Raw genomic sequence first — 13,784 nt, 5'->3', positions numbered from 1 at the left:
CCCTCAAGACCAGACGCAAACGCGCCGCATGGGACACAAACTACCTCGCCCAAATCCTGAACATGAAAATCCCGTAACCTGGATTCGGAGCCCTGCCAGTGTACCTCGACCGGCCGGCGGGGTGAAACGCACTGCGCGACGGTCTGGTGGGACCGAATCGCGCGACGGTAGGGTGGGCCTTGCGCCCGCGCCGGGAGCCGGTAGAGTCCGATCCAGGGCCGCCGTGCCGGCGCGCCCATCCCGTCTTGCGCAGGATCGCCCGTGACCCCGCCTCCCGCCGCCCCCGATCGCGCCCCCCAAAGCGCGCCCGACAGCCCACGCACCGCGCCCGCCCCTCCCGTCGATCCGGGACCGCCGGACGACCGGCCGGGACCGGGGGACCTGGCCGGGCTGGAACAGTGGGTGCGGGTGCGCGGCATCACCGAGGTCGAATGCATGGTCGCCGACCTGTCCGGCATCCCGCGCGGCAAGATCCTGCCCGCGCACAAGTTTCTCTCAAGCCTGCGGGACAAGGGGCTGCGGCTGCCGGAATCGGTGTTCATCCAGACGGTGACCGGGGCCTACCCCGAGGACGACCCGATCAACATCGAGGACCGCGACATCTTCCTGGTGCCCGACCCGACCACCGTGCGCATGGTGCCGTGGTACGAGGAACCCACCGCCCAGGTCATCACCGATTGCGTCTACCGCTCGGGCGGGCCGGTGGCGGCGGCGCCGCGCCACGTGCTCAAGCGGGTCCTCGCGCTGTACGAATCGCGCGGCTGGCATCCCATCGTGGCGCCGGAGCTGGAGTTCTTCCTGGTCAAGATGAACGACGACCCGGACTACCCGCTGGAGCCGCCCATGGGTCGCTCGGGCCGGGCCGAGACCGGCAGCCAGGCCTACGGCATCGACGCCGTCAACGAGTTCGACCCGCTGTTCGAGGACATCTACGACCACTGCGAGGCCCAGGGCCTGGACGTGGACACCCTGCACCACGAGGCAGGGGCCGCGCAGATGGAAATCAACTTCAACCACGGCGACCCGCTGGCGCTGGCCGACCAGGTGTTCCTGTTCAAGCGCACGGTGCGCCAGGCGGCCCTGACCCACAAGGTCTACGCCACCTTCATGGCGAAACCGCTGGAGGGCCAGCCCGGCTCGGCCATGCACATCCACCAGTCGATCGTGGACGCCGAGGGCCGCAACCTGTTCGCCGACGCGGCGGGCGAGGACAGCGACCTGTTCCGCTGGCACATCGCCGGGCTGCAACGCCACCTGCCCGAGGCCATGCTGCTGCTGGCGCCCAACGTCAACAGCTACCGCCGGCTGGTGCCGGACTGGGGCGCCCCCATCAACATGCACTGGGGCTACGACAACCGCACCGTCTCGCTGCGGGTGCCGTTCTCGGACGCCGGCAGCCGGCGGGTCGAGAACCGGCTGTCGGGCGCCGACGCCAACCCCTATCTGGCGGTCGCGGCGTCGCTGGCCTGCGGCTACCTGGGCATGATCGAGCAACAGGAGCCGAGCCGGCCCATCAAGGGCAGCGCCTATTCGCGGGCGCACGCGTTGCCGCGCCATCTGCCCGACGCGATCGAACGCTTCACCCGCGCCCGCGCCCTCCAGGAGGTGCTGGGCGAGGACTTCAGCCGGGTGCTGACCAGCGTGAAGTGGGCCGAGTGGGACGCCTACCAGCACGTGATTTCGAGCTGGGAACGGGAATACCTGCTGCTGAACGTGTAATCCCGCCAGGATCGGCCCACGGCGGGCGCGCCCCGCCCGTCCTTCCTACGGGAACAGGGCCATGAACTGGCGCAGCCAGGCCGGATGCGCGGGCCAGGCCGGCGCCGTCACCAGCTTGCCGTCCGTCACCGCGTCGTCCACGGCGATCTCGGCGTACTGGCCGCCGGCGCGGCGCACCTCGGGCGCGCAGGCCGGGTAGGCCGAGCAGATGCGCCCGTCCAGGACCCCGGCGGCGGTCAGGATCTGGGCGCCGTGGCAGATGGCGGCCACCGGCTTGTCGGCCTCGAAGAAGTGCCGCACCATATCGAGCACCGCCGGGTTGAGCCGCAGGTACTCCGGCGCGCGCCCGCCCGGCAGCACCAGACCGTCGTAGTCGGCCGGGTTCACCTCCGCAAAGGTGGCGTTCAGGGTGAAGGTGTGGCCGCGCTTCTCGCTGTAGGTCTGGTCGCCCTCGAAGTCGTGGATGGCGGTCGGGCAGGTGTCGCCGGCGGCCTTGTCCGGGCAGACGGCATGGACCGTGAAGCCGCAGGCCGCCAGGGCCTGGAACGGCACCATGGTCTCGTAGTCCTCGGTGTAGTCGCCGGTGATCATCAGGATCGTGTGGGCCATGGTGTCCTCCCTCGTCGTTGCTGGGGGCCGTGGATGCGTCCCGACGCCGACCATACCGCACGCCGGGCCGGCGCGAAACGCAAGGCGGGCTGGGCTCAGTGCAGGGCGTCCTCCGACCCGGCCGACGGCATGGGCTCGCCGTCGCCGGCCGTCGCCGGCATGGGCTCGCCGTCGCCGGCCATCGCCGGCGGGGGGACCTCGGACGGCGCGGGGCGGGTGTCCCCCGGAGCGCCCCCCGGAGTGCCCCCCGGAGTGCCACCCGGAGTGCCCCCGGGGGCCAATGGCAGGTAGACGTGGAACGCGGCGCCCTCGCCCACCACGCTTTCCGGCACCAGCACGCCGCGGTGGCGGGCCAGCACGTGCTTGACGATCGCCAGCCCCAGCCCGGTGCCGCCCATCTGGCGCGAGCGGGCGCGATCGACGCGGTAGAAGCGCTCGGTCAGGCGCGGCAGGTGCTCGCGCGCGATGCCCTCGCCCTGGTCGTGCACCGACACCCGCAGGCACGGCCCGCGACGCGGCCCCGGCATGGCCGCCGGACCGTGCGCCACCACCGCGCCGGTGACCCGGATCTCGGTGTTGGGGCGGCCGTACTTGATGGCGTTGTCGAGCAGGTTCTGGAACACCTGCCCGACCTGATCGACCTCGCCGGTCACGGGCGGCAGGTCCTCGGCCAGGTCGCGCACGATACGCATGCCCTTGTCCTGGCACTTCAGCTCCAGCCCGGAGGCGAGGCCGCGGATGACGTCCGGCAGATGCACGGTGCCGGTGGGCGGGCTGTGCTCGTTCATCTCGATGCGCGACAGCGACAGCAGGTCCTCGACCAGCCGCTGCATGCGCCGGCCCTGCTCCAGCATGATCGGCAGGAAGCGCTCGTGCGCCGCCGCGTCGTCGCGCGCCGGCCCCATCAGGGTCTCGACGAAGCCGACCAGGCTGGACAGCGGGGTGCGCAGTTCATGGCTGGCGTTGGCCACGAAGTCGGCGCGCATGCGCTCCAGCCGGACCAGCTTGGTGACATCGTGCAGGGTGATCATGGCCTCGGCGCCCTCGCGGTCGCGCTGCGGCAGCGGGCCGACCCGCACCTCCCACTCCTGTTCCACCGCGCCCGGCAGGGCGACCTGGATGGTGCGGCCGGCGCCGCCGGCCAGCACCGCGTCGGCGGCGCCCAGGACCGCCGGATCCCGCATCAACAGAGTCAGCGGCCGGCCCCGGCCGTCGCGGCCGAACAGGGCGCGGGCGGCGGCGTTGACCCGGGTCACCGTGCCGCCGGCGTCGATCAGCAGGATCGGGTCGGGCAGGCTTTCGACCACCAGGGCGTCGGAGTCGGCGCGCGCCGCCAGCGCCGCGATGCGCCGGTCGCAGGTCCGGCGCAGCGCCTGGACCGCGGTCATCTGGCCGCGCGCCAGGCGGGAATAGACGATCTCCGGCGTGCCCGGGGGCCGGCCCTGCGCCGCGGCCAGCGCCCGCGCCGTGCGCTCGACGGCCAGCAGGTCCTGGAGGTAGGGACGCACCAGCAGCAGCGTCGCCCCCACCAGCGCCGGCAGCAGGGGCAGGACCAGCCACCACGGCGTCAGCCAGCCGCCGCCGGCCAGGGCCAGCACCGCCAGGATGCCGGGCGCGGACAGCAGCACGGCGGCCGCCAGCAGACGGCCGAACGTCAGGCGCGGCGCACCGCCGCCGACACCGTGGACCATGGTTGGGGCTCCCCTCGCCGGGTGATCGCGCCGAATGACGGCGCCGGGTGAGCGCCCACCGCCGCCACCCCGCGCGCCACCGTCCAGCGCCCGGGGACGGGGGCCGGATCAGCCCCGCCGCAGCGCGTCATGGGCCGCCATCACCGCCATGTGCACCATGTCGGAGACGGTGGCGTCCATGGCGGTCATCTGCACCGGCCTGGACAGCCCCAGCAGCATAGGTCCGATGATCGTACCGCCGCCGAGTTTTTGGAGAAGCTTGTATGAAATGTTGGCGGAGTTGAGTCCGGGCATGACCAGCACGTTGGCCGGACCCGACAGCCGGGAGAACGGGTAGAGCTTCATCAGCTCGGCGTCGAGGGCTACGTGGGCCCCCATCTCGCCCTCGTACTCGAAGTCCGGGTTGCGGGCGTCCAGGATGCGCACGGCCTCGCGGGTCACGATCGGGTTCGCCCCCTCCGGCGCCCCGAAGGTAGAATACGACAGCAGCGCCACCCTGGGTTCGTGGCCGAGCTGGCGCGCCTTGCGGGCCGCCTGCTGCGCGATATCGGCCATCTCCTCGGCGGTCGGCGCCTCATGCACCGTGGTGTCGGCGATGAACACCGTGCGCCCGCGCGCCACCACCATGGTCAGCCCCAGGACGCGGTCGCCCGGCGTCGGGTCGATGCACATGGCGATCTGATCCACGACGTGGTGCTGGTGCCGGGTCAGGCCCGTGACCATGGCGTCGGCGTCGCCCAGCGCCACCATGCAGGCGCCGAACACGTTGCGGTCCTGGTTCACCCAGCGCTGGGCGTCGCGATACAGGGCGCCGCGGCGGTTCATGCGCCCATAGATGTAATCCGTGTAGCTCTTGTTGTGGTAGGACACGCGGGCATTGTAGACTTCGATGCCGTCCAGCCCCCCGAGACCGAGCCGTTTGACCGCCTCGGCGATGCGGTCCTCGCGGCCCACCAGGATGGGCGTGCCGTAGCCGCCGTTGCGGAAGGCGACGGCGGCGCGGATCGACTTCTCCTCCTCGCCTTCGGCGAACACCACCCGCTGGGGCTGGTTGGCGACCTCGTTGTGGATCGCCTGAAGGGAGGCCACGGTCGGATCCAGGCGCGCCGACAGGGCCTGGCGGTAGGCGTCCATGTCGACGATCGGCATGGTGGCCACGCCGGTCTCCATGGCCGCGCGCGCCACCGCCGTCGGAATGGCGAAGATCATGCGCGGGTCGAACGGCACCGGAATGATGTATTCGGGGCCGTAGCGCAGCCGTCGGCCGCTGTAGGCGGCGGCCACCTCGTCGGGCACGTCCTCGCGCGCAAGCTGGGCGATGGCGCGGGCGGCGGCCACCTTCATCTCCATGTTGATGCTGCGCGCCCGCACGTCGAGCGCCCCCCGGAAGATGTAGGGGAAGCCCAGCACGTTGTTGATCTGGTTGGGGTAGTCGGAGCGCCCGGTGGCCATGATGGCGTCGGTGCGCACGGTCGCCACCTCCTCCGGCGTGATCTCCGGATCCGGGTTGGCCATGGCGAAGATGAGCGGCTTGTCGGCCATGGTGGCGACCATCTCGGGCGTGACGGCCCCCTTCACGGACAGCCCGAGGAAGGCGTCCGCGCCGGACAGCGCCTCCGCCAGAGTGCGCCGCTCGGTCTCCACCGCGTGGGCGGATTTCCACTGGTTGAGGTCCTGGCGGTCCTTGTGGATCACCCCCTTGGTGTCGCACAGCAGCACGTTGGCGTGCGGCACGCCCATGAACTTGACCAGCTCCGCGCAGGCGATGCCGGCGGCGCCGGCGCCGTTGATCACGACCGTCAGGTCGCTCAGGTCGCGCCCGGTCAGGTGGCAGGCGTTGATCAGGCCGGCGGCGACGATGATGGCGGTGCCGTGCTGGTCGTCGTGGAACACCGGAATGCTCATCAGCTCCTTCAGGCGCTGTTCGATGATGAAGCACTCGGGCGCCTTGATGTCTTCCAGGTTGATCCCGCCGAAGGTCGGGCCGAGGAAGCGCACGCAGTTGACGAATTCGTCGACGTCGCGGGTATCGACCTCCAGGTCGAGCGCGTCGATATCGGCGAACTTCTTGAACAGGACCGCCTTGCCTTCCATCACCGGCTTGGAGGCCAGCGCCCCCAGATCGCCGAGCCCCAGCACCGCGGTGCCGTTGGAGATCACCGCCACCATGTTGCCGCGCGCGGTATAGTCGTAGCCCGTCGACGGGTCGTGCGCGATCTCCAGACAGGGCGCGGCCACGCCGGGCGAGTACGCCAGCGACAGGTCGCGCTGGGTGGTGAGCGGCTTGGTGGGGGTGATCTCGATCTTGCCGGGGCGGCCGGAGGCGTGCATCAGCAGCGCCTCGCGTTCGAGAGTGGTGGAGGGTCGGGGCTCGTCCATGCCTGTCGCGTTCGCCTGGTGAGAGAGAAAACAGATCCCGGGCCGTGGCGCGCCCAACGGCGGGTATCGCATCCGGCGTCGCCTGCGGGCCGTAACAATCCGGGAGAGGCCCCATCATGCCCGCTCACGCCGCATCTGCCCAGGGGGGAATTCCGGCGGTGCGCGACGCCTTTCGCGATCCGGCCCCGCCGTACACTTCCCCCGTGTCGGGAGTCGTTGACCATGCTAGGGTAGGCGCCCTGGCGAGATCTCGAGTGCGTGCCCATGACGACCCGCTCTCCCGTGCGCCATCTGTCCCGCTGGGTCCGGTCCGTGGCGGTCGCGGCGGCCGTGACCGCCGGTGGCCACGTCGCCGCCGTGGCGGCGGCCGAGGTGAGGACCGGGTCGCCCGACGCCCCGACCCCGGCGGACGCGTCCGCCGGCCGCGTCGACCCCATCACCCTGCTGGTGTTCAACCGCCCACCCTATTATGAGCCGGTGCCCGCCGGCGGCTACACCGGCCTGGTCGCGGGACGGGTGGCGCGCGCCCTGGAGGCCGCCGGCGTCCCGTTCACCTGGCGCCTGCTGCCGCCCAACGGACACCTGCGCACGGTGGCGGCGGATCGGGGGCCGGTGTGCGCGGTGGGCTGGTTCCGGACCGCATCGCGGGAGTCCCTCGGCCTGTTCACGGCGCCGGTCTATCGGGACCGGCCCCAGGTCGTCCTGACGCGCGCGGACAATGGGGCCGTGCTGTCCCATGGCACGGTGCGCGCGCTGCTGGCCGACCCGACCCTGCGCCTGGGTACCAAGCTCGGCTACTCCTACGGCCCCGCGCTGGATGCCGCCATCGCGGGCGCCGACCCGCCGCGCACGACGGTCTCCCAGGATGACACGGGGCTGGTCCGCATGCTGCTGGGGCGGCGCTTCGATTACATGATCGTGGCGGCCGAGGAGGGCGACGCCGTGATCGACGCGTTCGGCGTGGCGGGCGGCGATCTGGCCACGGTGTCGCTGCCGGACATGCCGCCGGGCAACAGCCGCCACCTGCTGTGCAGCCGCTCCGTCGGGGCCGGGACCATCGCGCGCATCAACACCGCCCTGGCGGCGCTGGCGGAGGACGGACGGTGAAAAACGGCCGGCCGCCGGACGCGGCTCCCGAGCCCGGAGCGGACAAGGCGCCAACGCCGCCCGAACCGCCGCGGGTCCAGTCGTTGCGCCTGAAGCTGCTGGGCATCTACGTCCCGGTGCTGATGCTGGTGTTGATGACGCTGTTTGCGGTGCTGGAATGGCGCGCCTACAGCCATGCGCTCGACCAACTGCGACAGCGCCTCGACACCTTCGTGACCACCAATGCCCCCATCCTGGCGGCGCCGATGTGGGCCTTCGACGACGCCATGACCCGGACACTGGTCCAGGCCATGGCCAGCCATCCCGACCTGCGGGCGCTGGAGGTACGCGAGGCGGGCGGCCGCGTCGTGGCCCAGGCCGGCGACGTGGCGGCGTTCGACCCCGACGCACGCCTGCACCGGACCGCGGCGCTGGTTCATGCCGCGCCGGGCGAGCGGATCGAGTTGGGTGTGCTGCGGGTCGCCTTCGACGATGCCCGCGTCCTGGCGGCGCTGCAACGGGCGCTGCTGACCGATCTGCTGACCATCCTGGTGGTCATGGGCGTGCTGATCGCCCTTGTCGAGGTGACCACGAGTCGCCTGGTGTTCCGGCCGTTGCAGCGCCTGCGGGCGGCCATGGTGGCCGACCCGACGCGCCCGTCGGGCCGCCGGGTACCGCACCAGAGCCGCGACGAACTGGGGGAGGTCATCGACGCCTTCAACGCCATGGAACGCCGGCGGACCACCCTGGAAGAGGCCCGCCGCCGACTGGTGGACCTGGGCATTCGCATGGGCTCCGAACGCAGTCCGCGCCGGCTGGTCGAGACCGCGCTGCGCGCCGCCTCGGACCTGTGCCACACCGACGGCGGCACGCTCTACCTGCTGAACGAAGAGGCCGATCGCCTGGACTTCGCGATCATGCTCAACGCCAGCCTCGCCATCCACCTTGGCGGCGAGGAGGGCGAGGAGATCCCGTTCGCGCCGCTGCCGCTGCACCATCCGGACGGCGCGCCGAACCACGCCAACCTCGCCACCCACGCCGCCCTGACCGGCGAGACGGTCAACATCCCCGATGTCTACGACAGCGCGGCGTTCGACTTCACCGGCCCGCGCGCCTTCGATGCCGCCCACGGCTACCGGACCACGTCGGTCCTCGCGGTCCCGCTGAGGAACCGGCGCGGCGACGTCACCGGCGTGCTGCAACTCATCAACGCGACCGACCGGGACACGGGCACCGTGCGGCCGTTCAACGCCGCCGACGCCGGCGTGGCGCAGTCGCTGGCGGCCCAGGCCGGCGTCGCCCTGGAGAACCAGGTCCTGCTGGAAAGCCAGCGCAAGCTTCTGGATGCCTTCATCGAACTGATGGCCGGCGCCATCGACGCCAAGTCGCCGTACACCGGCGGCCACTGCTCGCGGGTGCCGGAGTTGACCCGCATGCTGACCGAGGCGGCCTGCGCCGACCGCACCGCCTTCGCCGACTTCGACCTGACCGAGGAGGAGTGGTACGAACTGCACATCGCCAGTTGGCTGCACGACTGCGGCAAGGTCACCAGCCCGGAATACGTCGTGGACAAAGCCACCAAGCTGGAGACCCTCTGCAACCGCATCCATGAGATCCGGACCCGCTTCGAAATCCTGTGGCGCGACGCCGAGATCGCGGAATGCCGCGCCCTGCTGGCCGGCGCCGACCCGGAGGCCGCGGCCGCCGAGCGCGCCCGCGCCCAGGCCCGGTTGCAGGACGAGTTCGCGTTCGTGGCGACCTGCAACGTCGGCGGCGAATCCCTGGGCGACGATCAGGTCGCCCGCCTGGAGGCCATCGCGGCGCAGACCTGGACGCGGCACTTCGACGACCGCCTGGGCCTGTCCCACGCCGAGCTGGAGCGGCTGGACCACATCCCGCCGCGCCCCCTACCGGCCGAGGAACGCCTGCTCGACGACAAGCCCGAACACGTGGTGGAGTGGCCGGGCGGTGTCCGGCCGATCACCGAGAACGATCCGCGCGGCTTCACGATGGTCGCGCCGGAACGGCAGTTCAACTTTGGCGAGCTTTACAACCTGACCATCCGGCGCGGCACGCTGACCGACGAGGAGCGCTTCAAGATCAACGACCACATCGTGCAGACCATCGTCATGCTGGAAAGCCTGCCGTTGCCCAAGCACCTCCGGCGGGTCCCCGAATACGCCGGCGGTCATCACGAAAAAATGGACGGCACCGGCTATCCACGCGGCATCATGGGTGGCACCATGTCGATCCCGGCGCGCATCATGGCCATCGCCGACATCTTCGAAGCCCTGACGGCGGCCGACCGGCCGTACAAACCGCCGAAGACACTGTCGGAGGCCCTGCACATCATGAGCCGGATGCGCGACGGCGACCACATCGACCCGGACCTGTTCGACCTGTTCCTGCGGTCGGGCGTCTGGAGGGACTACGCGGAGACCTACCTGTTGCCCGAGCAGCTCGACGCCGTGGACATCGGGCACCACCAGCGGCGATCCTGAGCCGCGGCCGGCCCGATGCCGTGACCGGGCCCGCACGCCCGGGTCCGCTCGCCCGATGGATCCTGACCCGACATGGCGACACGCCCGCCCCAGCCCCGACCGACCGCGCAGAAAAGCCGCCCCCCCGACGCACCGAGGGGGAAGACCGCACCCCGGTATCTGCCGCTGGTGCTCAACCTGTTCACCATCATGGCCGCCATCACGGTGTTGGTCGTGCTCGCCCTGACCGGCTTCACCTATGTGCAGGGCCGCTCGGTCGCCGAGGCCACCGGCCGGGCGCTGTCGCGCGAACTGACGGCCAAGGTCGCGCACCGCATCGAGACCCTGTTCTCGCCCGCCGCCGTGCTGGCCGAAATGTCCTCGTCGCTGCCCGAGATCGCCACCCCGCCCGATCTGCTGATCCACTCCGCCGGCTGGTACATCATGCAGGCGCTGGAGTCCTATCCCACGCTGTACTCGGGCTACATGGGCTACGCCGACGGCCGCTTCTACCAGCTTATCGCGGTCCCCGAGCGGGCCGCCTCGCCGCGCGAGGACCTTGTGCGGGCGCGTACGGTCCGCCTGACCCACGGCGCGCCGCCGGAGACCCGGTTCATCCATCGCGTCATCCTGCCGCGCCCGGGCGGCGACCGGCTTCAGATCTGGACCTTCCTGGACCGCGACCGGGTGATGCTGGGCTCGCGCATCGACGCGCACCCGCGCTACGACCCGCGGGCGCGGCCCTGGTACGCGGAGGCCCGGGCCACCAAGGCCACGGTCATGACCGACATCTACACCTTCGCCAGTCTCGGCCTGCCCGGACTCACCCTGGCGCGGCCGTTCGACGGCAACGTGCCCGGGGTGCTCGGCATCGACCTGACGCTGGCCTCGATCGCCGACTTCCTGGCGGCGCAGACCCTGTCGCCCAACGGCCGGCTGCTGGTGGCGACCAGCGACGGCCAGGTGATCGCCTACCGGAACCGCGACGGCCTGCGCACCGGCGCCGAGTATGTGCGCGGCCGGCCGCTCTCCCTCGGCGACCTCGGGGATCCCGCGATCGCGCGCGCGCTGGTCACGGACGCCGCGACGACCGACGTGCATGTGGTTGAAATGGCCGGGACGCAAGAGCCCATGCTGGTGCGGCGCATGGACGTCGCCATGCCGGGCACGCGCGACCTGGCGGTCGCCATGGCGGCCCCGCTGTCGGACTTCACCGGCCCGGTCGACACGCTGATCGCCAACAGCCTGCTGTTCGCGGCCGCCGTGGCGCTGCTGGGAATCCCGCTGACCTGGCTGGTGGCGCGGCGCATGTCGCGGGCGTTGGCGCTGCTGGCGGAGGATGCCGGGCGGGTCCAGCGCCTCGACCTCGATCACGGCGTGCGGGTGCAGACCATCGTGCGCGAGATCCACGATCTGGCCCGCGCCCACACCATGATGAAGGAGTCGCTGCGCACCTTCGGCCTGTACGTGCCCAAGGACCTGGTGCGCCAGATCCTGGCCGCGGGCGGCTCGGCCGAACCCGGCGGCCAGCGCCGCGAACTCACGCTGCTGTTCACCGACATCGCCGACTTCACCACCATCGCCGAGACGCTGCCGCCCGAAGACCTGATGGTGCGCACCTCGCTGTATTTCGAGGAGATGACGGCGGCGATCAACGCCCACGGCGGCGTGATCGACAAGTTCATCGGCGATGCCGTCATGGCGTTGTGGAACGCGCCAACCCCGACCGACGACCACGTGACCCTCGGGTGTCTGGGGGCGCTGGCGGCGCGCGACCGGGTGGCGGCGTTCAACGCCGGCCTGGCCGCGCGCGGCGTTCCGGTCTTCCGCACCCGCTTCGGCCTGCACGTGGGCGAGGCCGTGGTGGGCAACCTGGGCTCGTCCGACCGCATGGACTACTCGGCCATCGGGGCGGCCGTGAACACGGCCTCCCGCATCGAGGGGTTGAACAAGGTCTACGGGACCGAGATCCTGGTGTCCGAGCCCGTCGCCACCCGCGCCGCCGGCCGCTTCGTCCTGCGCGAGATCGACCACGTGGTGCCCAAGGGCGCGCACGCGCCAATCCGTGTGTTCGAGTTGATGGGCGTGCACCCGGACGCCGACCTCGCCGCCAGCGGGCGCGCCGACCCGGCCGCCGTGGTCGACGCCGCAACGGTCGACTACGCCCGCCGCTGGGCCGAGGCGCAGGACCGGCTGCGCCGGGCGGGGGACTGGGCGGGCGCCCGCGACGCCTTCGCCGCAATGGCCGCGGCGCGTCCGGACGACACGCTGGCCGCCAGCTTCCGCGACCTGGCCGACGGACTGGCCCGTGACCCCGAGGCCGCCGTGCACTGGAGCGAAGTCCGACGGATGGAGGGCAAATGACCGTCATCGGCCGCCGCCGCCTGCTCGGCCTCGCCGCCGGCGCCGCCGTCCTGGGCGGCGCCCCACGGTGGGCGCAGGGCCAGCCCTCCGGCACGGCGCCCCTGTCGGCGCTCGGCACGGACCCGCCGGAGCCCGGGATCAAGCTCCGCTTCTGGACCACCGAACGCGGCGCCGACCGGGTCACGGTGATCCGCTACCTGCTCGACGTGCAGGCCGCCTTCGCCGGTCAGCCGCCGGTCGTGATCGAGACGGTGGCGGAGGAGGACGTGGTGGCGCGGTTGCGCGCGGCGCATGATCCCGCCAGCCGGATCCCCATACCGCACCTTGTCAACACCGGCGCCGACACGCTGCTGGCGCTGGACACGCTGGGCCTGTTGAGTCGCGATGGACACCGGGTCGTGCAGACCCTGGGCGACGCCACGTTCGAGACCGGCGCCCTGGCCGCCCTGCGCCGGCCGGACGGCCGCCTCGCGGCGATCCCGTTCCACGGCTGGCCGCAGATCGTGTGGGCGCGCCGCGACTGGCTCGCGGACAGCCTCGGCCAGCCGGTGCCGCAGACGGTGGACGCGCTGCGCCGCGCCGCCCACCGGCTCCACGACCCGGCGGCCGGGCGGCGCGGCATCATCCTGGGCACCACGGGAGACTTCTACACGCAGCAGTGTTTCATGATGATCGCCCGCGCCTACGGGGCCGGCACCGTGGGACCGGACGGAGCGCCGCAGCTCGACACCCCGGCCATGGTCGCCGCGCTGGAGGCCTACGCCGATCTGGCCCGGGCCGCCGGTCCCGGCGCCCTGACCTGGCGGGCGCGCGACTACTACCTTCAGGGGCGAGCGGCGTTCCTGGTCTACTCCACGTTCCTGATGGACGACCTGGCGGTGCCCGCCGTGGCCCAGGACTCATTGACCGGGGCGCATTTCCCCGACCTGGACGGGGCACCGTTCGACCCGCTGCTGGTGGAGAAGACGGCCCCCATCGCCACGCTGGGCGGCGCCGCGCCGGGGGCCATCGGCGCGTTCTCCTCCATCAACGGACTCGGGCTGACCGGCGTCGGGGACCCGGCCGAACGCCTGGCGGCGCGCTCGCTGGCGCTGTTCCTGTTCCGCCGCGACGCCTACATCGCCTGGCTGCACATGGCGCCGGGCGGCATGATCCCGCTGGTGCGGGGCATCCTGGAGACCGACGCCTTCATGCGCGACCGGCTGGGCGTGTTCCGTGCCTTCGGCCGCGACGTCACGCGCCGGTTCGGCGCCGCGCTCCGGGTCCCGTCGACGGCCTCCACCGTGGTGGCAGAAGCGGCCGGGCGGCCCTACGCCGATCCTCGGGCCGGGCTGCTGTACGCCGAGCGGGTGCTGGGTCGCATGGTTGCGCGCGTGCTGGCCGGCGAGACCGCCCCGCGGGCCGCGGCCCGCGCCGCCCAGGCCGAAGCGCGCGCCCTGCTGGAGTGACCGCGCCG

Annotated in this window: 8 protein-coding genes; 5 read left to right on the top strand and 3 right to left on the bottom strand. The window is 71.9% G+C overall.

The window, feature by feature from the left end; translation table 11 throughout:
- Window positions 1-381: 381 nt before the first annotated feature.
- The gene (locus GGD88_RS01025) at window positions 382-1,719 is read left to right on the top strand and encodes a glutamine synthetase family protein (RefSeq protein WP_425502549.1); all 1,338 of its coding nucleotides are present in this window, start codon (window positions 382-384) and stop codon (window positions 1,717-1,719) included.
- 45 nt (window positions 1,720-1,764) lie between these two features.
- Here the strand turns inward: GGD88_RS01025 and GGD88_RS01020 are convergent, their stop codons facing one another.
- The 3 genes from GGD88_RS01020 to GGD88_RS01010 all read right to left on the bottom strand — a co-directional run bounded on the left by GGD88_RS01020 (window position 1,765) and on the right by GGD88_RS01010 (window position 6,398).
- Window positions 1,765-2,328 carry a DJ-1/PfpI family protein gene (locus GGD88_RS01020; RefSeq protein ID WP_184430966.1) on the bottom strand — a complete coding sequence of 188 codons (564 nt, stop codon included), beginning with the start codon at window positions 2,326-2,328 and terminating at the stop codon, window positions 1,765-1,767.
- A gap of 95 nt (window positions 2,329-2,423) precedes the next feature.
- Window positions 2,424-4,019: an ATP-binding protein gene (locus GGD88_RS01015; RefSeq protein WP_184430965.1), complete on the bottom strand. Its 1,596-nt coding sequence runs from the start codon at window positions 4,017-4,019 to the stop codon at window positions 2,424-2,426.
- 108 nt (window positions 4,020-4,127) lie between these two features.
- Complete coding sequence (locus tag GGD88_RS01010; protein ID WP_184430964.1) at window positions 4,128-6,398, bottom strand: NADP-dependent malic enzyme; 2,271 nt, start codon at window positions 6,396-6,398, stop codon at window positions 4,128-4,130.
- A 264-nt stretch (window positions 6,399-6,662) separates the two neighbouring features.
- Between GGD88_RS01010 and GGD88_RS01005 the strand changes: the two genes are divergently transcribed.
- From GGD88_RS01005 to GGD88_RS00990, 4 genes are all read left to right on the top strand, one after another.
- Window positions 6,663-7,505, top strand: coding sequence for a substrate-binding periplasmic protein (locus tag GGD88_RS01005; protein ID WP_184430963.1), 843 nt, complete (start codon window positions 6,663-6,665; stop codon window positions 7,503-7,505).
- Window positions 7,502-9,985 carry an HD domain-containing phosphohydrolase gene (locus GGD88_RS01000; RefSeq protein ID WP_184430962.1) on the top strand — a complete coding sequence of 828 codons (2,484 nt, stop codon included), beginning with the start codon at window positions 7,502-7,504 and terminating at the stop codon, window positions 9,983-9,985. The genes GGD88_RS01005 and GGD88_RS01000 overlap by 4 nt, the downstream gene beginning before the upstream one ends.
- Window positions 9,986-10,153: 168 nt before the next feature.
- Window positions 10,154-12,328 (top strand): adenylate/guanylate cyclase domain-containing protein, encoded by a 2,175-nt coding sequence (locus tag GGD88_RS00995; protein ID WP_184430961.1) that lies wholly within the window; start codon window positions 10,154-10,156, stop codon window positions 12,326-12,328.
- On the top strand, window positions 12,325-13,776 hold the full coding sequence (locus GGD88_RS00990; RefSeq protein ID WP_184430960.1) for an extracellular solute-binding protein: 1,452 nt from the start codon (window positions 12,325-12,327) through the stop codon (window positions 13,774-13,776). Before GGD88_RS00995 ends, GGD88_RS00990 begins: the two co-directional genes overlap by 4 nt.
- Window positions 13,777-13,784: the final 8 nt, after the last annotated feature.

Origin of the sequence: Roseospira goensis (genome assembly GCF_014197795.1) — a bacterium.
Taxonomy (GTDB): Bacteria; Pseudomonadota; Alphaproteobacteria; order Rhodospirillales; family Rhodospirillaceae; genus Rhodospira; species Rhodospira goensis.
Note: the sequence above shows the minus strand (reverse complement) of the source record. Positions and strands in the feature narration are given on the sequence as shown.